General features: G+C 71.9%; 18 protein-coding genes, 1 tRNA gene and 1 pseudogene. 1 reads left to right on the top strand and 19 read right to left on the bottom strand.

Going from position 1 to position 26,076, the window contains the following annotated elements; all coding sequences use genetic code 11:
- Positions 1-58: 58 nt before the first annotated feature.
- From MUN76_RS12745 to MUN76_RS12675, 15 genes are all read right to left on the bottom strand, one after another.
- Positions 59-751 (bottom strand): endonuclease/exonuclease/phosphatase family protein, encoded by a 693-nt coding sequence (locus tag MUN76_RS12745; protein ID WP_244685155.1) that lies wholly within the window; start codon positions 749-751, stop codon positions 59-61.
- A gap of 131 nt (positions 752-882) precedes the next feature.
- Positions 883-2,619 carry a DUF5684 domain-containing protein gene (locus tag MUN76_RS12740; protein ID WP_244685154.1) on the bottom strand — a complete coding sequence of 579 codons (1,737 nt, stop codon included), beginning with the start codon at positions 2,617-2,619 and terminating at the stop codon, positions 883-885.
- Positions 2,620-2,713: 94 nt separating this feature from the next.
- Positions 2,714-3,319: a hypothetical protein gene (locus MUN76_RS12735; RefSeq protein WP_244685153.1), complete on the bottom strand. Its 606-nt coding sequence runs from the start codon at positions 3,317-3,319 to the stop codon at positions 2,714-2,716.
- On the bottom strand, positions 3,316-4,170 hold the full coding sequence (locus tag MUN76_RS12730) for a PP2C family protein-serine/threonine phosphatase (RefSeq protein ID WP_244685152.1): 855 nt from the start codon (positions 4,168-4,170) through the stop codon (positions 3,316-3,318). Before MUN76_RS12730 ends, MUN76_RS12735 begins: the two co-directional genes overlap by 4 nt.
- Positions 4,167-6,644, bottom strand: a complete 2,478-nt coding sequence (locus MUN76_RS12725) for a transglutaminase domain-containing protein (RefSeq protein ID WP_244685151.1) — start codon at positions 6,642-6,644, stop codon at positions 4,167-4,169. Before MUN76_RS12725 ends, MUN76_RS12730 begins: the two co-directional genes overlap by 4 nt.
- A complete protein-coding gene (locus MUN76_RS12720) occupies positions 6,641-7,999 on the bottom strand; it encodes a DUF58 domain-containing protein (protein WP_244685150.1) in 1,359 nt (452 codons plus the stop codon). The genes MUN76_RS12725 and MUN76_RS12720 overlap by 4 nt, the downstream gene beginning before the upstream one ends.
- Entirely contained in the window at positions 7,996-8,991 is a 996-nt protein-coding gene (locus tag MUN76_RS12715; RefSeq protein ID WP_244685149.1) for an AAA family ATPase, read from the bottom strand. The genes MUN76_RS12720 and MUN76_RS12715 overlap by 4 nt, the downstream gene beginning before the upstream one ends.
- A 50-nt stretch (positions 8,992-9,041) precedes the next feature.
- Complete coding sequence (locus tag MUN76_RS12710; RefSeq protein WP_244685148.1) at positions 9,042-15,020, bottom strand: Ig-like domain-containing protein; 5,979 nt, start codon at positions 15,018-15,020, stop codon at positions 9,042-9,044.
- Complete coding sequence (locus MUN76_RS12705) at positions 15,020-16,126, bottom strand: serine/threonine-protein kinase (RefSeq protein ID WP_244685146.1); 1,107 nt, start codon at positions 16,124-16,126, stop codon at positions 15,020-15,022. Before MUN76_RS12705 ends, MUN76_RS12710 begins: the two co-directional genes overlap by 1 nt.
- A 130-nt stretch (positions 16,127-16,256) precedes the next feature.
- The gene (gene rplA / locus MUN76_RS12700) at positions 16,257-16,946 is read right to left on the bottom strand and encodes a 50S ribosomal protein L1 (RefSeq protein ID WP_244685144.1); all 690 of its coding nucleotides are present in this window, start codon (positions 16,944-16,946) and stop codon (positions 16,257-16,259) included.
- Between the two features lie 12 nt (positions 16,947-16,958).
- Positions 16,959-17,387 carry a 50S ribosomal protein L11 gene (gene rplK / locus MUN76_RS12695; RefSeq protein ID WP_087012629.1) on the bottom strand — a complete coding sequence of 143 codons (429 nt, stop codon included), beginning with the start codon at positions 17,385-17,387 and terminating at the stop codon, positions 16,959-16,961.
- Positions 17,388-17,650: 263 nt separating this feature from the next.
- On the bottom strand, positions 17,651-19,432 hold the full coding sequence (locus MUN76_RS12690) for a molybdopterin-dependent oxidoreductase (RefSeq protein WP_244685142.1): 1,782 nt from the start codon (positions 19,430-19,432) through the stop codon (positions 17,651-17,653).
- 67 nt (positions 19,433-19,499) lie between these two features.
- Positions 19,500-20,300, bottom strand: coding sequence for a transcription termination/antitermination protein NusG (gene nusG, locus MUN76_RS12685; RefSeq protein ID WP_244685140.1), 801 nt, complete (start codon positions 20,298-20,300; stop codon positions 19,500-19,502).
- A 52-nt stretch (positions 20,301-20,352) separates the two neighbouring features.
- Complete coding sequence (gene secE, locus MUN76_RS12680; RefSeq protein WP_244685139.1) at positions 20,353-20,628, bottom strand: preprotein translocase subunit SecE; 276 nt, start codon at positions 20,626-20,628, stop codon at positions 20,353-20,355.
- 52 nt (positions 20,629-20,680) lie between these two features.
- Positions 20,681-20,756, bottom strand: a tRNA-Trp gene (locus MUN76_RS12675).
- 167 nt (positions 20,757-20,923) lie between these two features.
- On the opposite strand from MUN76_RS12675, the pseudogene MUN76_RS12670 reads away from it, so the two are divergent.
- Positions 20,924-22,125: pseudogene (locus MUN76_RS12670) on the top strand (pyridoxal phosphate-dependent aminotransferase).
- Positions 22,126-22,209: 84 nt separating this feature from the next.
- Here the strand turns inward: MUN76_RS12670 and MUN76_RS12665 are convergent.
- The 4 genes from MUN76_RS12665 to MUN76_RS12650 are packed head-to-tail and all read right to left on the bottom strand — an operon-like array spanning position 22,210 to position 25,973.
- On the bottom strand, positions 22,210-23,148 hold the full coding sequence (locus MUN76_RS12665) for a lytic murein transglycosylase (protein ID WP_244685138.1): 939 nt from the start codon (positions 23,146-23,148) through the stop codon (positions 22,210-22,212).
- Positions 23,145-24,791: an Ig-like domain-containing protein gene (locus MUN76_RS12660; RefSeq protein ID WP_244685137.1), complete on the bottom strand. Its 1,647-nt coding sequence runs from the start codon at positions 24,789-24,791 to the stop codon at positions 23,145-23,147. The genes MUN76_RS12665 and MUN76_RS12660 overlap by 4 nt, the downstream gene beginning before the upstream one ends.
- 4 nt (positions 24,792-24,795) lie before the next feature.
- Positions 24,796-25,257 (bottom strand): hypothetical protein, encoded by a 462-nt coding sequence (locus MUN76_RS12655; RefSeq protein ID WP_244685136.1) that lies wholly within the window; start codon positions 25,255-25,257, stop codon positions 24,796-24,798.
- A complete protein-coding gene (locus MUN76_RS12650) occupies positions 25,254-25,973 on the bottom strand; it encodes a biliverdin-producing heme oxygenase (protein ID WP_244685135.1) in 720 nt (239 codons plus the stop codon). Before MUN76_RS12650 ends, MUN76_RS12655 begins: the two co-directional genes overlap by 4 nt.
- Positions 25,974-26,076 lie beyond the last annotated feature (103 nt).

Below are 26,076 nucleotides of genomic sequence, written 5' to 3'. Positions count from 1 at the left end.
TCGACACGTCGACTCGCTTCGCTCACCGCGACGAGTCGACATCGGCCGCCGCCGCTCCTCACACGAGCTCGGGTTCGCGCTCCATGCTCAGGGCCGCCGACACGAGGATCGGCAGGTGGTCGGAGGTGCCGCGCTGCAGGGTCCGCACGCTCTCGATATCGAGCCCGGCCGACGTTGCGAAGTCGAAGTGCCCGCGGAACATCTTGTACCGGGTGTAGGTGCGCTTGTCGCTGAGGCTCAGCTCGTAGCCGTGATCGCGCATCTCCACGTCGAGCCGCCCCTTGAACACCGGGTAGTTGTAGTCGCCGACCATGAGCGCGGGCAGCCCCGGGCCGAGCTGGCGGAGCTCACCGAGCGCGGCGTGGATCTGGTGCCGCCGGAGCGAGTTGAGGGCGGTGAGCGGCGCCGCGTGGAACGAGGCGGCGACGAAGTCGCGACCCGTCTCGGTGTCGTGCAGACGCGCCCCGAGCAGACGCTCGTGGGCCGGCTGGAGCAGTCGGTCGTGCAGTGACTTCTTGAGCTGGAAGGTGTGCGCGGATCGCGCGTGGAAGCGCTCCTCCCGCACGTACATCGCGAGGCCCAGCCGGTTGCGCTCGGTCGCGTGCACGAGGCTCAGGTGCCCGAGGTGCGAGGGGAGGGCGATGGCCTCGGCCTCTTGCAGGCAGAGGATGTCGACCCCGTGATCCTCGGCAAGCGCACCGATCTCACTCACGGCACGGTTCTTGCGCAGGTTGTAGCTGATGACCTTCACGTCTCCCCTTTCGACGGCGGAACGGTGTCCGCCTCGACGTCGACAGCCTACGCCCCTCCGTCTGAGGAGGCACCGCGTGCGCCAGAACTCTCGGCACTCCCATAAGAAGTCGCGGTGCGCTCCTCGCGCGGTCAGGTGATGGGCTGCAGTTTCACCTCGAGCGTGCCGATGACGAGTCGATCCGTCGCGGGCACCGGGAGGCCGGCATCGATCTGCGACGCCTGTCCAAGGTCGTCGATGATCGCGACGCCGTTCGTCGACTGCAGGTCCTCGATGGTCCAGGTCTCGCCCTCGCGTCGCAGGCGCGCGTGCGTCTTCGACATCGTGCGGGTCGGATCCACGATCTGCAGCGCGGTCGAGCCCTCCGGTGCGTCGGGCTTGCGGCCCAGCACCACGTCGTCGCCGAGCAGCTCGAGCACGTCGCCGTCGGGGAGCTCGAGGCCCCACCGGGTGCGGCGGACGACCACCACGGTCCGGTCGAACTCCTCGTCGTGCGCGGGGGGCGCCGTCTCCGGAGCCGCGTCGTTCGACGCCTGGGCCGCTGCCGCACCGGCGAGCGCGGCTCCAGCGACCGCGGCGCCCGCACCGGCAGCACCGGCGACGAGGCCCGCGGCCTCCGCTGCGTCGTGCTCGGACGTGCGGGGGGCGGTGCGGCTCTGACGGGCGCTGCCGGTGTCGAAGATCGACGGTGCGTCGTCGTCGGAGAGCTCCGCCGCCGGGTTCGGGATCGGTGCTGCAGGCGCGGCGGTCGCAGCGGGTGCAGCGGGCGCGGGTGCAGCGGGTGCCGGATCAGCGGTGGGCGCCGCTGACTGTGCCGCAACGGGCGGCACGGGCGGTGCCGCAGCGGCCGCGGGGGCCGGCGCGTGCACCGGTTCCGGCGCGTTCGCCGGAGCAGGCGCGGCCGCCGGGGCGGGTGCCTGCTGCGGGTCGGGCAGCACGACGGGGGACCGGGAGTCGAAGTCGGCGTTCTCCGCGATGTCTGCGCTCGGCCACGAGAACGGCCGCTGCGCTTCCGCCGCCCCGAGCGGGCTGGCGCCCGTACGCTGCGCTTCCTCGGCCGCGAGGCGCTCGAACGCACCCTCCGTGGTATTGCTGAACCCGAAGCTCTGCCCGGGCGCCGGCGGCGCCGCGGCGGGCGGCGCGGGCGGGACCTGCTGACGCGCGGGCTCGGCCCAGAGCTGCTGCTGCGGGGTGAGCGGCTGCGCGGGCTGCTGCGGCTGCGCGACGGGCTGCACCGGCTGCGGAGGCTGGACGAACTGCGGCTGCTGCGGCTGGACGGGCTGCTGATACTGCGCGGGCTGCGGCGCGAAGCCCGGCGCGGACTGATGCGGAGGCTGCTGCGGCACGACGTGCTGCGGCTGCGCGGGCTGCTGCGGCTGGATCGCCTGCGGCGGAACCGGCGGGAGACCCTGCCAGCCACCACCGTGCTGGTCAGCGGGAGGGCCGAAGCCCGGGATCCCGGAGGCAACGGGCTGCGCGGGCCGTGCACCGGGGCTCGCATACGCCGCGTCCCCGATGTGATTCGCGAGCAGCATCGCCCACAGCGGCGGCAGCACGATCCCGAGCACCGTGAACCCGGCACCCTTGCCGTGCTCCGAGTTGATCCGGTTGATTGCGATGATCATCACGACGAGCACCACGATCCCGAGGAACGGGATCAGCCCGAGGAGCACCAGCCACCCGGGAAGCCCGCCGCGCTGGATGAGCTGCCACTGGTTCCACAGCGGCACCCAGCCGGCCCACGACGGCAGGCCGATCTTCGGGAAGAGCCGCGAGAGCGACCACAGGTACCAGACGTAGTAGCCGATGAAGACGATCGACCAGATCCCGGCGACGGCGAGGATCGAGGATCCACTCAGGTTGTCCATTTTTCATTCCTGCTCTGCAGTAGTGCCCCGACGGCCCCTGTTTCCGTTACATACTCTGCCATGAATCTCCCAGGCTATGTAGAGTTTGGCAGCGTTATCTGCCATCGAATGCCACACTGGCGATCGCCCAGAGTCCCGCGATCGACACGATGACCACACCCGCGTATCCGATGAGCGTGAGCACGCTCCGCCGTCGGGATCGCCGCGCAAGGGAGGGCAGTGCGCCGCGCTCGGGCGTCTCATCGAGCACGAACGGTGCCGCCGGCGGCGCATCGATGCGATCCAGCGGTGCACCGGCTCCCGGTGCGGCCGGTGCGGATCGGGCCGCATAGACGGCACGCACCGCGATCCCGGGGGTGCTCAGGGGTGCCGGATCGACCTCGGGGTCCTCGACGGGGGCGCCGATCGGTCGACGCGAGCCTGTGCCGGTCCCGGTGCCCGAGTCCGCGCGATCCGGATCGGGCGCCGATCGCCGCGCGACCACCACGGTCTCGTCGACCTCGGCCTGGTGCACATCCGGCGCCGCCCGTCGCGGCACCACGACGGTGCGATCGACGACGACCACGGTCTCGTCGCCCGCGACCACGGTCTCATCGCCGGCCATCGCGGACGCGCCGCCCGCGACCACCGTCTCGTCACCCGCGATCGCGGATGCCTCCTCCGCCGCGGGATCGGACGCGTTCGTGCGCTCCCCGGTCATCGCCGCACCGGCCGGGTCACCTCGAGCGTCTCGGCGGTGTCGACGTCCTCGTGCGCGTCGAGCGCGCCCGCCTCGCCGGCCGCCTCCGCGGATCCCGCGGTCACGGTGTCGACGACGATGGCCGAGATGTTGTCGCGCCCGCCTCCCTCGCGTGCGAGCCGGATCAGTTCGTCCGCCACCGGGGCGGGCCGACCACCGATCGTGAGCACGGCGCGGATCTCGTCGTCCGGCACCTCGGTCGTGAGCCCGTCCGAGCAGACGAGCAGGCGCGTGCCGGTGTGCACGGGCAGGAGCCACGCGTCGTGTCGGGAATCGTCGGAGCCGAGCGCGCGGGTGATGACGTTGCGCGGCGTGCTCGCGGCCTCCGCCCGTCCTTCGGCGAGAAGCTCCGCCTGCAGCGAGTGGTCCGCGGTGAGCTGGGTCAGCTGCGCGCCCCGGTGCAGGTAGACCCGCGAATCCCCCACGTTCAGGACGTACCAGTGCGGCGCCCCCTCGTGCTCGATGAGCACCACCCCGGTGAGGGTGCAACCGGCGCCCCGCTCGGTCTGCATCGACACCGCATCCACCGCGTTGCGGGAGCGCTCGATCGTCGCCTCGACGACACGGAAGTCCGGAACCCGCGGGTCGGCAGCCAGCTCTGCGAACGGCCCGATCGCGGCTGCGCTCGCCAGATCACCGGCCTCGTGCCCGCCCATGCCGTCGGCGACGATGTAGACCCCGTTCTCGGCGAGCACCGCGTCCTCGTTGACGCGGCGGTGCACGCCGACGTCGGTGCGGGCGGCGGCCTCGATCACCGGCCGCTCACCCGTCGTGATCGCCCGGTGCAAGGCGTTCTCCTGGCTGTCATTCACTGTGCTGTGCTCCCCCATGCTTCCGTGCCCGTTCTGTCGCTCGCGTCGCGCGTTCGGCCCCTCCCGAGGCGCACGCCGTACGAGCGCAGCGCGTACGCGGCGCGGATCCGCTGCCACCGTGTCTGCGCCGCGGCGCGTTCCCGCGACTCCTGATCCACCGCGGCCCAGATGCCGTCGGCCTGGGCACCGTCGATCCCGCGCGGCGAGAACACGGCTCGATCCACGGCCGCGGCGATCCCGAGCGACGCCGGCCCGGCGATGGACGCGGCGACACCGCTCCGACTCGCTCCAGGAGGCACGTGGACGCCGGCGTCCCGCGCTCGATCGACGTACTCCTCCCAGGCGCCGAGTGCGCGCAGCTCGGGATCCGGCTCGGCCTGCCGACTCCGTGCACGCCGCCGCTTCGCGAGCGGCAGGAACAGCACGGGCAGCAGCACGAGTCCGAGCCCGGCGACCGAGAGCCCGGCGATCCGAAGCGTCGGCCACAGCCAGGAGGCACCCGCGGTGTCATCGGGATTCTCTCCGTTCTCCGCCTGCTCGCCGAGCCCGATGGGAGGATCGACCTCACGGGCGTCGCGCTCCTCGGGAGTGGTCGGGAACTCCGGCAGCTGCTCGCCCTGCTCGAGCCGCTGCGGGGGCTGCTCGGTCTGCGGCGAGACGTCCATCGGGAACCAGTTCCCGGACTCGTCCTGCACCTCGATCCACGCGGCGAGGTGCTCGCCCGTGCAGGTCTCCTCGCACGCGGGGACGCCGGGGACCCCGTCGCCGAATCGCACACCGACGACCACCCGGGAGTCGTACCCGAGCGCCCGCGCGATGAGGGCCCCCGCGGCCGCGAACTGCTCGTCGTCGCCGATCCCGGCGACGAGCGTCGCGTCGCTCGCACCCTCCCCGGCGGACTCCTGCTGCGTGTTCAGCTCCGCGAAGAGGTCCTCGACGCGCGCGAGCGAGTGCCCGCCCGAGCTCGGCTCGAAGCGGGTGCCGTATTCCTCCGAGAGGCGCTGCAGCCAGATCGGCTGACCGGTCGTATCGGAGAGGGCGTGGCTGAGGTAGCCGCGGGCGCGCAGCCGCTCGATGAGCGTGCCGAGGCCGGTTCCGTCGGTCGACACGTCCTGCCGCTCGATCCAGCGGGCCAACTCGGGCACCGTCTCGAGGTCGAGGAGCGGCGCGTCGGATCCGGGCGCACCGGGCTTTCCGTCGGCCACGCGCGTCTCCATGGGTGCGGTGTAGGCGTCGCCCGCCGTCAGTCCCGGCGACGCGGCCGAGCCGTCGGGCACGGCGATCGCGGCACCGGTGGCGCGGTTCACGTAGAACCCGTCGGCGAGCGCCGCGGCGCGCGGGCCGTCAAAGGTCGGCGGTGCGCCCAGCGTCGACGCGGGCGCCCAGATGTCTTGGTAGCCGTCGGCGATCTCGACGGTGACCCGGCTCGGCGCGGCGAGGTCGTCGCCGCTCGGAAATCGGGTGAAGCGCCCGGCGGCGTCGGGGCTGACGTGGAAGTCGACACCCGCGTAGGCGTCGAGCACGGCCAGTCGCAGAGCCGGCGGCAGACCGTCGTCGGCCGACACCGTGAAGAGCTCCTGGTCGATCCGGTCGTCCTGCTTGGACAGCCGGTAGGCGGCGAGCGGGCTCGGCCGATCCCGCACCACGATCTCCGGGTCGACGGCGTCGCGCGGCACGGCGCGCGCTCCGGCGTCGAGCGCCGGGGCGACGAGAGCCCCGAGGCCGAGCGCGACCACCACGGCCGCGGCGGCGATGAGGCCTCGGACGGCTCGGCCGCGGGACACCGGTGCGTCGCTCTCGGACCGACCGAGTCTCAGCGCGGCCCGGCGATCCGCCCCCGAGGTCCAGGCGACCCAGATCGCGCCGAGCACCCCCGCGGCGAGCCACAGGGCGAGCTCGCGCGGCGCGGTGATCGTGAGCGGCCCGAGATGCAGGGGCGCGCTCAGTGCGGAGGCGCCGAAGACCGTGCCGTAGGCGACGGGTGCAAGGAGCGGGAGCGCGGCGAGGCTCGACCACCGACCGCGGCGCACCGCGAGCGTCAGTGACAGGATCACGGTGGCGAGCATCACCACGTACGCCGGCACCAGCACCGTCTGGTACGTGCCGACGGGGAGACTGAGCGTCAGCACCTGCTTCCACCCGAGTGCGATCGCCGCGAGCCCGTCGCCGAGGCCGCGGAGCAGGTCGCTCGAGAGCGCCTGGGGCACCGCCACGGGCACGATCGTGAGGACGAGCGTGCCGAGGATCAGCGCCGCGGTCACGACGAAGGAGAACCGCCACCGCTCGCGCGCCCAGACGAGACCGGCGCCGAGCACCCACGCCGACGCCGCGACGACGCCGAGCCACGGCGTCGCGTAGATGGGCCACGCGGCCGCCACGCCGAGGGCGAGGGCGAGGGCGAGGGCGACGAGGCCGCCGACGAACCGGCGGGCCCGGCCGCCCGGCTGCTCGGGGATCGTGATCGGACCGGTCATGAGGCGCTCCGGAGCAGCAGCTGCGGCAGGTCCCCGAGCGCGCCGACGGTGAAGGTCGTGAGCGGATCCGCGCGCTGCAGACCCGGCTCGCCGTGCAGCTCGCAGCGCACCGCGACCACGTGCACGTTCGGATCGAACGCGACGCACGCCCGACGGATGCGGGCGAGCTCGGGCTGCGATCCGGTGACGATCGCGACGATCGAGAGGGGGCGGCGCGAGTTCGCGAGACCCGTGGCCAGCACCTCGAACGGTAAGCCGTCGGGTGCGGGCTCCAGCTCGGCCCAGGCGTTCAGAAGCTGCTGCGGATCCCGCGAGGGCAGCTCCTCGACCCCGTCGACGCTCGGCCGCACGCGGCCCGGGGCCCACGCGGAGGCAACGAATCGCTCGCGCCCCTCACGCACGGCCTGCACGGAGATCGATGCCGCGACGCTCACACCGAGCTCGAACTCCTCGTCGCTCGCGTACTCCTCGCGGCGAGCATCGAAGAGCACCGCGACGCGCGCGGTCTGCGACTCCTCGTACTGCCGCACCATGAGCGTGCCGGTCTTGGCGGTCGATTTCCAGTGCACGTGCCGCATCGCGTCGCCGGGCGCGTACTCACGCACGGCGTAGAACGACAGGTCGGAATCCGTGAGTCGACGGCTCGCGGCCCCCTCGAGGTCGCGCACGAGGCCGGCCGAGTTCGGCGGCAGCGGAGTGGTGACGGGGTGCACATAGACGAGGTGCTTCTCGGGCCAGGTGACCTCGCGCCGGAGCAGGGCGAGGGGATCGCGGCGGGCCACGGTGAGCGGGCCGACCTGGATCAGCCCGCGCTGGGGCGCCGGCACGCGCGCCGGCAGGTCGGCCGTGCCGTGCGGGCCGATGAAGGGGATGGTGAGCTCGCGCAGGGCGGGGCCGACGGGGAGTTCGGCGACCGCGGGCAGCGCCGGGCGCGCCCCGTCGTTCTGGATCCGGATCACGGCCGCGACCTCACCGCCGACGACGACGCTCCGGCGGTCGAGATCGATCGCGATCCGGTAGGCACGGGTGCCGATGAGGAACGGAATCGCGACGAGCAGGAGCGCGGCGCCGACGATCGCGACGAACCAGGCCTCGACCCACGACAGACCGACGCCCAGCACCACGCCGAGCACCGTGATCCCGAGCACGAACCAGCCGAGCGGGGTGACGGCCTGCGTGACCGCGAGCCAGGTGCGGAGCGCGCGCCGCCGGATCTGCCGCCACCGTCGGCGCGCGACGATCTTGCGCCGCTGGGTCTCCCCCAGCGTGCGCGTCGATGTGCGCGTCTCACCGAGCCGCGTGGCAGTCCGGGTGCCGGTGATCCGGCTCCGGCTGCGCGTGAACTCCGTGTTCACGCGGTGCCGTTCTCCTGCGGGATCGGCGTATCGAGCAGGATCTTCCCGATGATGGCCTCGGCCGTGACGCCGTCGAACTCGGCCTCGGGTTCGAGCACGAGGCGGTGGGCGAGCACCGGGATCGCGAGGTCGCGCACGTCGTCGGGGGCCACGTACGGGCGACCGGAGACGAGCGCCCAGGCGGACGCCATGCGGACGAGGCCGAGGGCCCCGCGCACGCTCGCGCCGAGGCGGACCTCGCTCGCTCGACGGGTCGCCTCGACGAGCTGGATCACGTACGCCGCGATCAGCGGACTCACGTGAACGGCATGGGTGAACTGCTGGAGCTGCAGCAGCGTGCCGACGTTCATCACCGGCTGCACCTCGCTCGCGGTCTGCCGCTGCAGGATCCGCATCATCGCCGCGTCGTCGGGGTAGCCGATCGACGTCTTCACCATGAAGCGATCGAGCTGCGCCTCGGGCAGCCGGTACGTGCCCGCCTGCTCGACGGGGTTCTGGGTGGCGATCACGAGGAAGGGCTCCGCCACGCGGTGGCTCTGCCCGTCGACCGTGACCTGGCGCTCCTCCATCACCTCGAGCAGCGCGGACTGGGTCTTCGGGCTCGCACGGTTGATCTCGTCGGCCAGCACGACGTTCGCGAAGATCGGTCCCGCGTGGAACTCGAAGATGCCCTGCTTCTGGTCGTACACGGTGATGCCCGTGACGTCGCCCGGCAGCAGGTCGGGGGTGAACTGCACGCGCGAGGAGGTGCCGTGCATCGCCTGGGCGAGCGAGCGGGCGAGTGCGGTCTTGCCCGTTCCGGGAACGTCCTCTAGGAGCACGTGACCGCCCGCCATCGCCGTCGCCAGCACGAGCTCGATGACGCGGCGCTTGCCCTGGATCGCCTGCTCCATGGCGTCGGCGGAGGTGCGCACCGCGTCGCTCGCCCAGCGTGCGCGCTCGTCGGTCAGCGGGCCGACGGTGTCGGCGACGAGCTTCGGCTCGGGTGTCATGTGGCTTCCTTACGGTCGTCGGGGAGAAACAGGGGGTCTGGTCGCGCGGGTCAGGGCCCGGGCGGGGGCGTCGGGGTGCAGAGGCCCGCCGTGAACGTGCCGTTGCCGCGGAGTCCGGCCCAGTTGACGATGATGTCGCCGCTCGTCTGCGCCTCGAACGTGAACGCACCGCCGGGTGCACCGACCACCGAGACGTGGGTCTGGATCGTGGCGTGATCGGGGACCGTCGTGCCGTCCCACGGCACACACGAGGCGAGGGTCATGGCGAGCGGCTCGAGCGACGCGGGGGTCACCGGTCCCTCGTCCGAGCAGTTGATCGACAGGATCGGGCACTGCTTCACCGTACCGATCGGGTTTCCGGGGCTCACTCCACTGAAGGTGACCGTGCCGGTCGGAGACGGCGTGTAGGTCGGCGTCTGGGCGTTGTACGCGAGCGACCATCCGGTTCCGCTCGGGGTCGCGGACACCTCGTATGTGCCCGTCAGCGTCGGCAGCTTGTTGCCGGTGTAGACGGGCGGGGCGGCCACCGAGCCGGTCGTGCCGTATGAGTTCTTCGCGGTGACCGTTCCCACGTATTCCTGGTGCGGGGTGAGTCCGCCACCGGAGTTGTTGGGGCCTGAGTAGCCGCCGATCGCGTAGGTGAAGACAAGGGCATCGCCGCCGTTCTGGCCCCAGCCGTTGGTCGTGAACGCCCAGTCCGTCTTGAACGGGCCACTCAGGGTGACCTCCGCCGACCCCGCGCGCGGCGCCCCGATGGGGGTCGCCTGCGCTTGCCGCGCCGTGCCCATGCCCCCGTCGCCCCCGGTGTACCCGGGAGGGATCCGGTCGATGCTGTCGGCGGCGACCACGCTGAACGTGTGCACCGCGCCGGCGGCGAGCGCGAAGATCCCGTCGCCCGGGATCGCCGTCTCGACCCCGTCGATCCTCAGGACGCGGCTGGCGGAGCTGGACTCCCCGATCGTCACGCGCACGCGCCCCGTGCCGGCATCGGTGTTCTCCGGCCACTTCACGGTCTCCGCGCTGATCGACGGCGACTCGGGCGGCACGTACGCCCAGGTCTCGGCCCCGTTCGCGCTCGGCTCGGACGCACCCGCCGCGTTCACGGCGCGCGCCGTGTAGGTCCGCTTCTCGCCGGGGGTGAGCCCCGTGACGGTGCAGCTCGCGAGGTTGCCGCCCGGTGCGCAGCTCGCGACCGTGGCGCCCCCGACCAGGATCTCGACGCCGCTCACCGCCGGGTAGGCCGTCTGGCCGCTCAGCTCGACTGCGAGGGTCACGCTGTTGGCGTCGGCGGCCGTCGGGGTGATCCCCGCTGGCGCGCGCGGCACGCCCTGCGCGTCGAGCTCGATCGTGCCCGTGCCGACGCGGCCCTGCGCGTCGGTCACCGAGAAGCTCGCGGTGCACTTGCCGCCCGCGCCGCGCGGATCCGGCCACGACACGGCGACCGCATCGCCCGCTACCTGGAAGCTGCCCGTGGCACAACCCGCGCCGTCGACCGACGCGAGGGTCAACCCGCCGCCGGTGCGACCCGCGAACGGGTCGTACTCGCCGGGCGCCCCGATGACGTTCGCCTGGCAGGCCGAGCCGACGGTGCAGTTGAGCTGCACGGTGGCGCCGCGCGGGGTGTCCTTCGCGGCCTCGCCCACCCGAAGGGTGAGCGGGGACTGGCTCTCCCCGGCGCCCGACACCGACACGACGAGCGGTTCCTGGGTTCCGGGCACGGCGTCCGCGTTGGCGGTCACGGTGACCTGCGCCCCCGACGGGCTCACCTCGAAGCTCTGACCGCCACCGCTCACCTGGAACCGCAGCGCGCCCGCGGATCCCTCGCGGCCGCCCTGCCACCGCACCATGTCCGTGAGCGCGATCGTCTCGGACGCACCCGGCGCGACGGTGCGGGTGAGGGGCTCGAGCTCGACCACGGGCTCGGTCGGCACGACCTCGATCGGCACCGCGAGTTGGGTCCAGGCCTTCTGCTCCGTGAGCTTGACCGAGATGATGCAGCTGTCGGTCCACGGCGCTTCCTTGCCCGCGCGATAGCGGAGCTGCGAGGCCCCCGTCGCGGCGCACTCGGCCTGGGCGCGCTGCACCGGGAACGCGGTCTGCCGCAGATCCACTGTGTCCCCGGCGGCGAGATCGAGGAGATCCGCCACGGCGACGTCGACGGACTTGCCCTCGTCGACCGTGATCGCCCGGAGGCCCGGCTCGAGGGTGAGGCGGAGTTCATCGAGCGGCGGGATCACCAGGAACCCGAAGGTCTGCACGGCTTCACCGGTGGCGTCCTTGCCCGCGAGGCGGAACGGCACGAGATCGCCCTCGGCACGGTACTCGCCGATGATCCGGGAGCCGTCGACGCGGAAGCGATCCGCGGCCGATCCCCAGACCGAGAGCGTCAGCGCGCTGACGTCGCCGGCGGCCCAGAAGACCTGGTCCGTCACGACGTCGATCCCGCCGCGGGCGAGCTCGACCCGATCCCGCGCGGAGAGCACCGTGTCCTTCACGGTCGGCGCTTGCTGGCCGACCCGAGCCGACGTCTGCACGACGATGAGCCCGTCGGCGGTGCTGGAGCTCTGCGACGAGCGAGCCGTGTAGCGGTAGGAGACCGTGCCGGGCTCGTCGCTGCCCCGCACGCTCACGCGCCCCTGCGCAAGTCCGGAGAGATCGAGTCGGTCGGCGAGCTGGCGGTACTCCGGGCCGTCGCTGCCGCCCGGCACGTTGGGAACGACCTCGAGCAGTTCGAGCGTGCCGCGCATCGGGTCGATGTCGTTGTCGAGCGGGCGCACGACCGCCGGATCGTCGGCGCCGGTCGTGAGGCGCACGTAGTCCGAGTAGGTGACGGGTGCGCCGCTGCCCGCCGCGGCCGCCGTGACGATCACCCGCAGCGATCCGGTGCCCTCGCCCCCGAACTCGTCGCGCACGGTGTAGTCGATGAGCTGCACGCCCGCCGTCGCGCGCTTCGACGCCTCGATCTGCACCGTGCTGCTGCGCGGCGCGAGCGTCGCGGTGAGCTGCGGATCCGCGGAGGTCCCGACCCCCACGAGCCGCACGCGGTCGCCATCGGGATCCACGCCGGTGAGCGGGATCGCGGCGGTCGCGAGCTCACCTGGCGCCAGACGCACGGTGACGGTCGGGGGCTGCGGATCGCGGTTGCCCTCCCGGGGCAGCACGGTGACGCGCACGTGCCCGACATCGCTGCTCTCCGGGGAGCTCGCGCCGTACGTGGTGTAGCTCAGGGTGTACACGCCCGCCTCGCGCGGGGCGAGGTAACGGAGGGTGTTGCCCGATGCGAAGGCCAGTTCGCCGGCGGCACCCGAGGCTTCGATCTCGGGGTGCAGCACGAGGCGCTGCCCGGGCGGCGCCACGTCGTTCTGCAGCACCGGGATGTCGACGACCGAGCCCGCGCGCACCGTTGCGGTGTCGGCGACGGCGATGGCGCCCTCGGCCCCGGAGTCGGGCACCTGGAACACGGTGAGCCGGCCCGTGGCGGCCTGCTCCCCCTCCGCGATGCCGACGTCGATCGATCCGATCCGACCCGGCGCCCCGTCGGCGGTGGCCCCCGAGACGCGCACGCGGGCGTGCTCGATCACGTCGGCGCGCAGCTCTCCGTCGCGCACGTTCGCCGAGTCGACGACGAGGGCCCGCGCCCCGGAGCCGGGCACGGCGTCGAGCACCTCGACCGTGGTGTCGGTGAGCGGGCGGACGAACGCGCGCAGCGGCGGCAGGCCGAGCCGCGCTCGCGCATCGACCGCGGTGACCCGCATGGTGCCGGTGATCTCGGCGTCGGTGCCGGTGTCGCGCACCGTGAGCGCGATGATCGAGCTGCCGGCCTCGCGCGCCCGCACCTCGACGGTGCCCGCACCCGCGTTCATGGTCACCTCGGCCGTGCCGCTCTGCGGGGCCGCGTCGACCAGTGCGTAAGATCCGGAACCGCCCGTCACCCGGGTGAGCGGACGCAGCGTGGCGGCCTGGCCCACCTGCACGGTGCTCGCGATCTGCGGGATCTCGGCCTGCGCGTTCGAGCGCACGCTGACCTGCAGCTCGCGCTCGGTCGCCGCGCCCTGCGCGTCCGCGACCGTCAGCCGGATCGAGAGATCGCTGTCGGGGGCGTTCGGGTCGGTGTGGCGGAGCGCGAGGCGGCCGTCGGCGGTGACGAGGGCGCGCACCGGATCCTCGGCGTTCACGGGCGTGGCGTCGGCGAGCATGAGCGGGTCACCCTCGGGGTCGACCCAGCCTTCCAGGATCGGCATGACGAGGGTGCCGCCGGGCGCGAGCTCCGGGTTCGGCCAGGAGCGCTGGCATCCCTCGACGGGGCACCACGCGGGCGCCGTGTTCGTGTCGGGGTCGGCGACGGTCACCGTCACCGTCGCGGGCTCGGAGAGCGCGAAGCCGTCGGTGATCCGGTAGACGAAGGTCGCGCTGCCCGAGGCGTCGACGGTCGGCCGGATCACGAGCCCCTGCCCGTCGGCGAGCATGTCGACCTCGCCGAACTCTGCAGGGAACCCCTCGCCGAGTCCCTCCGACACGATCGTGAGCACGTCGCGCCGGTTCGGGTCGTAGTCGTTCAGCAGCACCGGCAGCAGCGCCGGCTCGCCCGCACGCACTCCGAAGTCGTCGGGCACCGCCACCGGCGGCTCCTGCTCGGTGACGTCGAGGACCACGACCGAGCCGTCCTCCTCCTGGGGCGGATCGGCCTGCGACCACTGCTGCACCGGGATCAGCGTGCCGTCGGGCACCGTCCACAGCATGCCGGTCTTCACCTCGGAGAGCAGCGCGTGGCTGCCGCTCGTGCGGATCACGGGGTCCGGGTCGCCGGGCATCGACACGGTGTCGTCGAGTGCGAGCTCCCGCACCTCCTCGCCGTCCCAGAGCGCCGCCGTCTCCTGTCCGATCCACGCGGCCACACGATCGCCGGCGACGGCGACCGGCTGGGCCGGCACCCCCTCGGCGTCGGCGACGCGCTCCGCCTCCCCGTCGAGCACCCGCCAGAGGCCCCCGCGATCGGCGATGAGGATCTCGGCCCCCGCTGCCTCGGTGCTCGAGGCCTGGAGCTTCGCGCTGTCGTCGGTGTCGATCGAGACCGGTTCATCGATCCCGTCGATCCAGAGCCTCCCCTCCCCCGGTTCGAAGAGCACCCACGCGCCGTCGACGATGGCGAGCTGGACCCCCTCGGCGGGAACGGCGGCGGGCACCTCGCTGGCCGCACCGGTGAACTCGGCACGGTCGATGTCGTACCAGAAGATGCGGCTCTCGTCGCTCGAGAAGAGCGCGACCCGGCCGTCCTCGTCGACCGCGACGGCGTCGGCACGGGTCCCCGTGCCCGCGGCATCGTCGTCCTCGGTTCCCGAATCACCCGACTCCGCGTCGCCTTGCTCCGCTTCGCCCGACGCTGCGTCATCCGACTCCGCGTCCGCGCCGGGGTCGAGCCGCACGGGCGCGCTCAGTTGCGCCGGGCCCGACGCCGCCGTCGATCCGGGATCCGCGAACGTGCTGAGGAACACCTCGCCCTCGTCGGTGCGGAAGAGCACGGCGTCACCCGCGGCGACGGTGTCGCGCGTGCCGCTCGGTGTGCGCATCGCCGCCTCGGGGGTGCCGCCCTCGGCGGGGTCGGCGGTCTCGCTCGACACCGGCTGCGCGGCCGCGTCAGCCGCGTCAGCTCCCGCGCCCTCGGCATCCGCCGCATCGGCCGCGGCGTCGTCCGCCGAACCTGCCGCGTCGAGCAGATCGACGGGCAGCGTGGGATCGATTGTCCAGGCGCGGCCGCCGCCGTGGCTCAGCACGACGCCCCGCGATCCCGACTGCAGCAGCCCGCTCGGCTCATCGACGGCGCGCACCGTGTCGATCTCGGCGGTCAGGGTGTTGACCCGCGCGTACTGTCCGGAGCTCCGCATGGCCCAGACGGACGGCTCGTCGCGCGGTGCCTCACGGGCGTCGTAGCCCGCTGCGACGACAGCGATGGTCGCGAGCACGGCGAGCGAGACGCCGCCCGCGAGCCAGCTCACGAGTCGGGATCGGCCGCTCCCGGTGCGCCCGGCCACTACAGGCCGCCGATCAGCACGATGGCCAGCCCGACGACGGCGACGGCCGCCACGGCGATGCCGGCGCCGATCAGCCCGGCCCGCATCGCGGTCGGCGCGCGATCCGGCACGACGTCTTCATCGGCCCGCTGCTGCTGCAGCTGCTGCCGCCGCTGGGCGCGGCTCTCCTGCTGCACCGTGGTGACGGCGGGGCCGCGGGGGCCGGAGGCGGTCGCCGCAGGCGGGGTCCACGCGGCGCCGACGATGTCAAGCGGGGTGACGTCCCAGCCGTACCCGCGCTGCACCTGCTGCAGCGCCTCGCCGAACTCCCGCATGGAAGCGAAGCGCTGGCCGGGCTCACGAGCGATCGCGCGGGCGATCACCGCGTCGAAGGCCTCGTACCCCTGCGCCCCCGGAACCGGGATGTAGCGGGCGCGCTTGATGCGCTCCATCATCTTCGACTCGGTGTTCTGGCTTCGGTCGGCGCTCGCGAACGGCGCGCGCCCCGCGGCGAAAGTGTAGAGGGTGGCGCCGAGCGACCACATCTCGCTCGCGAGGGTGCCGCTCGTGTCTCCGGAGACGACCTCGGGTGCGGCCCAGGGAATCGACATCGCCTGGCTCGTGCCCTCGCCCCGCATCTGGCCGCGGAGCGACACGATCCCGAAGTCTGCGAGTTTGGGGCGCCCCGTGGTCGCGATCAGCACGTTCGACGGTTTGATGTCGCGGTGCAGCACCCCGGCCTGGTGCGCAGTTTCCAGGGCACCCGCGAGCCGAACGCCGGCGTCGAGCACCTCGTGCAGGGGGCTCGTCTGGCCCTTGGAGCGTTCGCGGAGCGACTGCGGGCAGTACTCCATCGCGATGTACGGGTGCCCGTCGTCGGAGATGCTGGCGGTGAAGATCGAGACGATCGACGGGTGGCTCGACAGCCGGGCCATCGCGTCCGCCTCGGCCTCGAACATGGATCGGCTCGCGGGGGTCGCGAGATCCTCCGTGAGCACCTTCACCGCGACCACTCGGCGCGGCATGTCCTGCTCGTACTGGTAGACCTGGGCGAAGCCGCCGGATCCCAGTGGGCGCACGTAGTTGAAGCCCGAGATACGCGGCGGGCTGACCGCCGCGCTAGGCACGGCCGTGCACCGGGATCGGGTCTCGGCGCAGCGACATGTGTCTATCCTAAAACACCGATGGCCCCTGATTCACCAGTGTGAACAGGGACCATCGGTGTGTGTGCGAGCCGCCGGAACGACCCTCACCGGCTTAGAGGCCGGTGACGTCCAGGGGGATGCCCGGGCCGAAGGTCGTCGAGACGGCGCCCTTCTGCACGTACTTGCCCTTGGCCGACGACGGCTTCAGACGGGAGATCTCGTCCAGGACCGAGTTGAGGTTGTCCGCGAGCTGATCGGCCGAGAACGACGCCTTGCCGACGATGAAGTGCACGTTGGAGTGCTTGTCGACGCGGAACTCGATCTTGCCGCCCTTGATGTCGGTCACGGCCTTGGCCGGGTCCGGGGTGACGGTGCCGGTCTTGGGGTTGGGCATGAGGCCACGCGGGCCGAGCACCTTACCCAGACGACCGACCTTGCCCATGAGCTCGGGGGTCGAGACGGCCGAATCGAAATCGGTGTAGCCGGCGGCCACCTTCTCGATCAGCTCGTCGCCACCGACCTCGTCGGCGCCGGCGGCGATGGCTGCCTCAGCAGCAGCGCCGACCGCGAACACGATGACGCGTGCGGTCTTGCCGGTGCCGTGGGGCAGGCTGACGGTGCCGCGCACCATCTGGTCGGCCTTGCGGGGATCCACACCGAGCTTGACGGCGACCTCGACGGTCGAGTCGGTCTTGGTGGAACCGGTCTCCTTCGCCAGGGCCACGGCCTCGGCGGGAGTGTAGAACTTGTCTGCCTGAATCTTCTCGGCAGCGGCGCGGTACGCCTTCGACTTCTGTGCCATGTCCGATGCCCCTTACTCGACCGTGATGCCCATGGAGCGAGCGGTGCCCGCGATGATCTTCGACGCAGCGTCGATGTCGTTCGCGTTGAGATCGGCCTGCTTCTGCTCGGCGATCTGGCGAACCTGCTCGGCGGTCACCTTCGCCACCTTGACGGTGTGCGGGGTGCCGGAGCCCTTCTGCACGCCGGCTGCCTTCTTCAGGAGCTCGGCTGCCGGAGGAGTCTTGAGCACGAACGTGAACGAGCGATCCTCGTACACCGTGATCTCGACGGGCACGACGTTGCCGCGCTGGGATTCCGTCGCAGCGTTGTACGCCTTGCAGAACTCCATGATGTTGACGCCGTGCTGACCCAGGGCGGGGCCCACGGGGGGTGCCGGGTTGGCGGCGCCGGCCGCGATCTGAAGCTTGATCAGACCGGTAACCTTCTTGGCTTTAGCCATGATTGTTTCCTTTCCTTCGAACGAACGCCGTGCGCGCCCGCTCTCCCGCCTCTCCGGCCGATCCGGAGCGCGGTATGCTCACGCCGCAGCCGCCGATGGCGAATGCAGACGCAAACCACACAATCATACCCGAAGGATCGGGATCCCGCACCCCGCTCGGCCCCTGGCCCAGGTCCTCGATCCGCGGCCCTCCAGTGGGTGTGCTCGATTGCCGTTCCCAGCACGGGCCCGCGGTCCTGGGGTCGCCGCGGTCCGTGCCGGGGCTACACCGTGAAGGTGACAGCGTCCCAGCCGGTCGCACCACTGGGCGCGGGCGGCGCGACGTCGCTCGTCTGCGTCTCCCCCGACGCATCTGTCGCGCGGACCCGCGCGGTGTGCGTGCCCGGCTCGGCGTCCCAGAGCAGACTCCACTGCACCCAGGTGTCGTCGGAGATCGCGGTCGCCAGGGTCGCCGCACGCCAGGGCCCCTCGTCGATCTGCACCTCCACACCGGTGATGCCCGTGTGCGGGGCCCACGCGACGCCCGCGATGGGCACGGTTCCCGCCGCGGCGTCGACGGTAGCCCCGCGTCTCGGCGTATCGATCCGCGACTGCGTCTTCACCGGGCCGAGCGCCGACCAGCCGCGAGGCGTCCAGTACCCCTCCGCGTCGGCGAACCGGGTCACCTCCATCGACGTGATCCACTTCGTCGCGGACACATACCCGAAGAGCCCCGGCACGATCATGCGGGCCGGGAACCCGTGCTCGGTCGGCAGCGGCTCGCCGTTCATGCCGACGGCGAGCAGGGCGGCCCGGCCCGGGTCGGTGAGGATCTCGAGCGGGGTGCCCGCGGTGAACCCGTCGGGCCCGGAGGAGAGCACCATGTCGGCCGACGGATCGACCCCGGCGCGCGCGAGCAGATCCCGGATCGGCACCCCGAGCCACGTCGCCGTGCCGATGAGGTCGCCCCCGACGGTGTTCGAGACGCAGGCGATCGTGGTGATGTGCTCCTCGAGCGGCAGCGCGAGCAGCTCCTCGTACGTCACCGTGATCGGCGTGTCGACGAGCCCCGTGATGCGCAGCTCCCAGGTCGCGGGGTCGATCTTTGGCACCTGCAACGCGATGTCGATGCGGTAGAAATCGTCGTTGGCGGTGATCAGCGGCGAGATGCCCGGCACGTCGAGCTCGGCGCCCGCCGGGATCGGCGGGGCGGCGACCGCGGGGCGCGGCAGCTTCACGGCGGACCGGATCGCGGACACCGCTGCCGCACTGCCGTTCATGACGCGGGCGCCGAGCCCCACGGCGACCGCCGCGAGCGAGGTGATGCCAACCAAGCGGAGGAACCCGCGCCGCGCGATCGCCTCCGACCGCACGGCCTCGGCGGCGCGCACCGAGAGTGCACCCCCGCCTCCCGCACCTGGAGACACGACGCCGCTGTCGGCCATCTCAGCAGACCGCGGCTTCACCCCGGGTTCGGTCGGCAGGTCGGGAACGACCGGGTGGGCGGGATGCGGCATCGAAGCCGAATCTGCCGTTCGGGCGTGATCCCCCGACTCCGCGTTGTCGAGCCCGTCGATCTCGGCGAGCTCGGCGAGCTCGGAGAGCTCTGTGCGGCTCTCCGACCACGCGAGCAGCAGGCGTCGACCTCGGCCGAGCACCCCCGCGCCGGCCACGGCACCCAGCAGGGTGGGCAGCGCCCAGAGCGGCGTCGCCTCGGGGCGGGTCAGGATCGCGAGGAGCGCCACCGCCGCGACGATCCCGAGCAGCAGCAAGCCGCACCACCGACGCCACAGTTCCGCGAGCCCGGCCAGCACCGCGAGCGCGAGCAGCACGATCCCGAGCAGCACGAAGAGCGCGATCTTGTCGGACGTGCCGAAGAGGCCGATCATCAGCTCCTTCAGCCAGAAGGGAGCGAGGTCGATCGCGAGAGACCCGACGGCGAAGAGCGGCGACGACTCGGGTGCGACGAGCAGCGCGCCGAGCTCGGCGGTACCCAGGACCACGAGCGCGGCGGCGATCCCGAGCACTGATGCTCGCAACCGTGTGTCCCTCGTGATCGTCTGCATGAGGTCACCGTACGCGCCGAACATGCACAAAGCCCCGCCGAAGCGGGGCTTTGTGCGATATCGAAGGCTAGACCATCTTGGTGACCTGGTCGAAGCTGAGCTCGACCGGGGTCTCGCGCTCGAACAGCGACACCAGCACGGTGAGCTTGCCGGCGGCCGGATTGATCTCGCTGATCGTGCCGGGCAGCCCCTCGAAGGAGCCGGACTTGATGGTGATCGTCTCGCCGACCTCGAAGTCGATCTCGACGTTGCCCTGAGCGGCGGCGGTCGCAGCGGCCTTGCCCTTGGCGGTCGCGGCGGGCTCGAGCTCGACGGTGCTCTTCAGCATCTCGAACGCCTCATTGATCCGCAGCGGCACCGGGTTGTGCGCATTGCCCACGAAGCCCGTGACGCCGGGCGTGTGGCGCACGACGGACCAGGTGCTCTCGGTGAGGTTCATGCGGACCAGCACGTAGCCGGGGATCCGCACGCGCGTCACCATCTTGCGCTGGCCGTTCTTGACCTCCATGACTTCTTCCATGGGGACCTGGATCTCGAAGATGTCGTCGACCGCGCCCATCGTCTCGCGACGGTTCCACAGGTTCGACTTCACCTTGCGCTCGTATCCGGCGTACGTGTGGATCACGAACCACTTGCCCGGACGGCGGCGCAGATCCTTCTTGAAGGCCTTGTAGGGATCCTCGGCCTCTTCGGCCTCCTCCTCGATCTCCTCGTCGACGATCGCGTTGGCGGCCGCCTCGGCCTCTTCCGCGTTGTCGATGTCGAGGGCGTCTTCCACAGCGGCGTCGGCGACGGGGTCGACCGACTGCACCAGCGCGTCCAGCGCTGCGTCGAGGTCGGCCTCGGGGGTGTTGTTCTCGCTCGTCATCTGCTGTTCTTGCCTTCTCTAGCGGGTGGTCGGGACGGGGCTGCGCCGGCTGCTAGGCGAGCGGCGTTCCGAAGATGAATAGGGCGAACCAGCCGAAGGCCTGATCCAGCACCCACACGAGCGCCATCATGATCACAACGAAGACGATCACGACGATCGTGAAGTTGATGAGCTCTTTCCGGGTCGGGGTGACGACCTTCTTCAGCTCGGCGATGACCTGCTGGATGAACAGGATGATCTTGCCGAACCAGCTCCGCTTCGCGGCGCTGTCAGCCTTGGCGCGCTCGACGATCCCGCCGCCGCTCTCGTCAACTTCGCTGCTGCTCACTCGCCTGTCCTTTCACATTGTCCCGTCCGGCGCACGCGGCGCCGGACGGGAGTGGCAGGGCGGACAGGACTCGAACCTGCAACCTGCGGTTTTGGAGACCGCTGCTCTACCAATTGAGCCACCGCCCTATGGAGTCCGACTCCCAGATCTTCCGGTCCCTTCGGGCATAGGAAATTCTGGCAGAAGTCAACTACCGCTGATCACTGTACGCGATCCCGCAGCGCTTGTCGAACCGGCCGCACTTTCCGAGCGAACTCCGATGCGCCCCGCGAGCGGGGTGCCCTAGGCTTGCAGGGTGACCCACATCTCCCGTCTGTCGAAGAAGATCGCAGCCATCGCCGAGTCGGCAACCCTGAAGGTTGACGCGAAGGCGAAGGCCCTCCAGGCCGAAGGCCGCCCTGTCATCAGTTACGCCGCCGGAGAGCCGGATTTCTCCACCCCGGCGCACATCGTCGACGCCGCGCGCGCCGCCCTCGACGACCCGAAGAACTTCCGCTATACCGCGGCTGCCGGGCTCCCCGAGCTGAAGCGCGCGATCGCCGACAAGACCGCCCGTGATTCGGGCTGGGCCGTCGATCCGTCCCAGGTGATCGTCACGAACGGCGGCAAGCAGGCGGTCTACCAGTCGTTCCAGGCGCTGCTCGATCCGGGTGACGAGGTGCTGCTGCCCGCGCCGTACTGGACCACCTATCCCGAGGCGATCCAGCTCGCCGACGGCGTGCCCGTCGAGGTCTTCGCCGGGGCGGATCAGGGCTACAAGGTCACCGTCGAGCAACTCGAGGCCGCGCGCACGGACCGCACCAAGGTGCTGCTCTTCGTCTCCCCCTCGAACCCGACCGGCGCCGTGTACACCCCCGAGGAGACCCGCGCGATCGGCGAGTGGGCCGTGTCGAAGGGCCTGTGGGTCATCGCGGACGAGATCTACCAGAATCTGACCTACGACGGCGTCCGTGCGACGTCCATCGTGGAGGCCGCCCCCGAGATCGCGGATCGCACCGTGCTCGTCAACGGCGTCGCGAAGACCTACGCAATGACGGGCTGGCGCCTCGGCTGGATGGTCGGGCCCGCCGACATCATCAAGGGCGCGGCGAACCTGCAGTCGCACCTCACCTCGAACGTGAACAACATCGCGCAGCGCGCCGCCATCGCCGCGCTCACGGGTTCGCAGCAGCCGATCGAGGACATGCGCCTCGCCTTCGACCGCCGCCGCACGGTGATCGTCGAGGAGCTCAACAAGGTTCCGGGGTTCAACTGCCCCACCCCGCGGGTGCCTTCTACGCCTACGTCGATGTGACGGGTGCGCTCGGCAAGACCTACGGCGACGTGACGCCGACCACCTCGCTCGAGCTGGCCGACTTGATCCTCTCCGAGGCCGAGGTCGCCGCGGTGCCGGGTGAGGCGTTCGGGCCGAGCGGGTACCTGCGCTTCAGCTACGCCCTGGGCGACGACGCGCTCCTCGAGGGCGTGCAGCGGATCCAGCGGCTGCTCGGCGCGTAGTTCCGCCGGCGGCCGTGAGTCGCCGGCGTTTGGCCACGGACTGACACGGAGGGTCACGGATCCCGGGATCCCCGACCCACCGCGTCAGCCGAACTGCGCGTAGAAGTCGGCGGCGTCGACCACCGAGTGGTTGTAGGCGACGCTCGGGTTGTAGCCGTCCACCGCGGCGATCCAGGCGTTCGGCTCGCGCAGGTCACCCCCCGAACTGCACAGCAGGCTCGCGGCGGCGAGCGCGGCGTCGTCGATCTGATCGATCTCGGCTCGACCGTCGCCGTTGCCGTCGCGGCCGAACTCCGCCCAGGTGCTCGGTAGGAACTGCATGGGCCCCACCGCTCGATCCCACACCGCGTCGCCGTCGAGGGCCCCACCGTCGGTGTCGGGCACGGCGAGGAACTGCACGCCGTCGAGCGGCACGCCCACGATCCGGGGTGTCACGCGACCGTCCGCGCCGAGCACGGAGCCGTTGATGCTGCCGTGCCCCGACTCGACGTGGCCGATGGCGGCGAGCGTGTTCCAGCCGAGGCCGCACCCCGGCTGCTCCACCGCCAGCGTCAGCGCGGCGTTCGCGTACGCACGGAGCGCAGGCTCCGGGATCCCCGATTCGGCAGACACCCGCGACACCCACCGGGTGTCCGAGGTGCGGGTGGGGCGGGGCGTCGCGGCCGACGCTCGCGCGTCGGTCTCGGCGTCCGCTGGCGCGTCGTCGAGCGCCTTGCTGTCGGCGGAGGGAGGATCCGCGGCCACCGCCTCGGCGGGCGCGGGGTGCAGCTCCGCACCGCTCAGCATGGCCCCGACGCCGACGAGGCCGAGCCCGCCGACGACGAGCACGCCCAGGGCGATGCCCGCGAGCAGGCGACGGGAACGCCCTGGGCGTGCGGCGGAGAGCGACGAGCCCCCAGTGGCGCCCTCCGCCCCGTCACCCCTCGCGTGATCCTCTGCCGATCGCGCCTCGACCGCGTCGCGGAGCAGCCGCTCGAACGGATCCTCGTCGGGGCGCTCCGACCCGTCGCCCGCGCCGCTCACCGCACGCCGGATCCCGGTGCCGGCCCGGAGCCTGCGACCCGGGAGGTGCTGAGCCCGGAGCGCCGCCCGTGACGACGCAGCAGCAGACCGCCCGCGAAGATCGCTGCGGCAGACGCCGCGAGCGCGATGCCCTGTAAGGGTGCGGACGCGCCGGTCTCGCTGAGCCGGCTCGCGCCGGCCCGCTCCCCCGCGGCACCCGACACCACAGCCCCGGCTGTGATTCCGTCGCTGGCCGTGGCGGTGGATGGCACGGGTCCGCCGCCCGTGCCGCCATCGGTTCCCCCGTCGGTGCCACCGGATCCGGGCTCCTCGCCCCCGCCGGGCCCGGGCGTCTCGACGGCCTGCTCGGCGAACGAGAGCGTGATCGGGTGCGGGATCTTCGAGGCGTCCGTCGCGACGCTGCTGCGCGCGAAGAACAGGCTGATGCCGGGGTTCAGGAGCGAGATGAACTCGTTCGGGAACGAGTCGCGGTAGTCGCTCGCCCAGGTCCCGGCGCCGCCCGCCTGCCCCGCCCAGTTGAGCGGGATCTCGGCCGAGGCCACCCCCGCATCGGTGCTCCCGATCTGCGCGCCGCTGAACGTCGCGATGGTGACTCGGGTCGGCGCGTACTCCTGGTGCACCCCGATCGCGTAGAACCCGCTGAACTCCGCGGTGAGGTAGCCGTCGCCGTTCGCGCCGATGTGGACTCGGGGATCGGTGAAGTTCCACTGGTTCCCGGTGCCGGAGGTGAGGCGCGCGGTGCCGGTGAAGTCGATCACCCGGTTGCCTGCGGCGTCACGCTGCCCCGTCCCCGCCGAGAACGTGAACGGCCGGAAGAAGTGCGCCTGGCGCTCCGGGATCGTGGTGCCCACGGGGATGTCCTCGAGCGACACGTTGCCGCTCACCACCTCCCGCTCGAACCCGACGCTGAAGTTGCTGAACCAGATGTTCGCGATCGTCCAGTCGAGGCTGGCGCCGGAGATGTCGGCGACGATGTCCGAGCCGAGCACGACGTCGGGGACCATCCGCGCGGTATCGACGACCCGGTAGGTCTGCGGCGCGCTCGTCGAGGCGGCCCACGAGGATCCGGCCTCGGGAGTGAACACCGCGACGATCGACCGGGCACCCGATGCGGGCCACCGGTCGGAGGCCAGTCGGGCGACCGCGGCGCCGCCCTCGTCGAGGACCGGAGCGGAACCGAGAGAGGTCTCGCCGTCGAAGAACTCGACCGAGCCCGCGGGGAGCCCGGGAGCGGATGGCTCCGCGCCGCCCGGTGCCGGTGCGGGCACGGACACGGTGGCGGCGAGCGGGGCCGCGTGACCGAGCAGGTAGATCGCACGGTCGGAGACGATCGGCGGCGCGACGGTGGTGACCGTGACGACCTGCGCGGCCTCGGCGAACGGGGACGGAGCGAGGGCGGGAGCCGGAGTCGGGGCCGGAACCTCCGCGGGAGCCGGCACGAGCGCGGGATCCCCCGTGAGATCCGGAGCCGGCACGCTCGTCGTCTCGGCCGGACTCGCCTCGGCGTCGTCCGCCATCGCGGCGGGCGCGGTGAGCGCGAGGGAGCACACGACGGTGCCGGCCGCGAGCAGGGCGGCGAGGGTGCGCCGCCCTGCTCGCGGGGTGACCTGAGGTCGCGAGAGCATCGGGCGCGGAGCGGTCATCGACTCAGCCCTCCGTCACGGTCACGGCGATGCGATCCTCGGCGCCGTCTGCCGCGGCATCGGCGGCCGCGGCCTCGCTCGCCGCCCCGGTGAAGACCACCTCGGAGGATCCCGCGGCGACGGCGACGATGCGCACGATGCGCGGTGCTTCGCCCGCACCGGAGTCGACCACTTCCAGCACCTCGGGGTCGCTGTTGACCACGGTCCAGGTGAGGTCGGGGGTGTCGATCAGCACGCTGATCTCCTCCCCCACCCGCAGCTCGGAGTCGACGCCGGCGAGCTCGCCGATCGGCACCTGGCCGACGGTGACCGGTTCGGTGACGCTGGTGCGGCTGACGGTGCCGTCCTCCGACGGGGTCTCCGGCTCGCCCGGTGCCGCGGCACCGGTGCTGCAGCCCGCGAGGAGCAGCGCGGCGACGAGCGCCGTGAGGAGCCCGGTGCCGCGGCGCGCGAATGCGGCGCTCATGCGGCGTACTCCTCGAAGCGTGCTTCCAGGTCGGCCGCGGCGGTGTTGTTCAGACTGTAGGCGAGCGCGACCTCGGCGGCGATGAGCTCCTGCTCCGCGGTCGTGAACACCTGGCGATCGAGCAGTTCGCGGTACGCCTCTTTATAGGTCTTCGGATCCTCGATGTCGGCGAAGACGTGGAACTCGACGCCGGCGTCGCCCTCGATCCCGTAGCTCTGCATGAACATGCGGGCGATCATCAGACCGCCCGACAGGTCGGCGAGGTACCGCGTGTAGTGGTGCGCCACAAAGTGGGGCACGGAGTCGTGCGCGACCTCGGAGATGCGGTTGACGTAGGTCTGGATGCCGGGGGTCGTGTACCTGCCGCGCACCTCCTGCTCCCAGTCGTCACCGATCCAGTGCTGCAGGTCTCGCCTGAGGCCCGGCACCCGATGCAGCTCGGGCCGCCAGAAATCGAAGCCGTCGCCGAGGCGTGCGCGGTGCGACTCCGCCGCCGACTCCAGCGCTTCGTACATCAGGAAGTGCTGCGCCGTCTGCGCCGCGATCCCCGCACGGTTGAGACCGCCCCGCAGGTACGCGGTCGAGTACCGCGGCGGCGCCTCGTCCGGCTGCTCGCCCCCGGTCCAGCTCTCGCCCGTGCCGTGGCCGCCGAACGACACGGCGCGCAGTCGCTGGGACAGCGTCGCCTCCCGCTCGATCTGCTGCGTCTCACTCATGATCTCTTCTTTCTCGGTCTTGCGGTTCCCGCGCGATCGCGGGACGTGGAAGCGGTGGCCCGGGGAACTCCCGGGCCACCGCGGTGCGGAATCGTCGCCGACC

Origin of the sequence: Leucobacter rhizosphaerae (assembly GCF_022919175.1) — a bacterium.
GTDB classification, from domain to species: domain Bacteria; phylum Actinomycetota; class Actinomycetes; order Actinomycetales; family Microbacteriaceae; genus Leucobacter; species Leucobacter rhizosphaerae.
The sequence above is the reverse complement of the archived record's forward strand: the minus strand, read 5'-3'. Positions and strand labels throughout refer to the sequence as shown.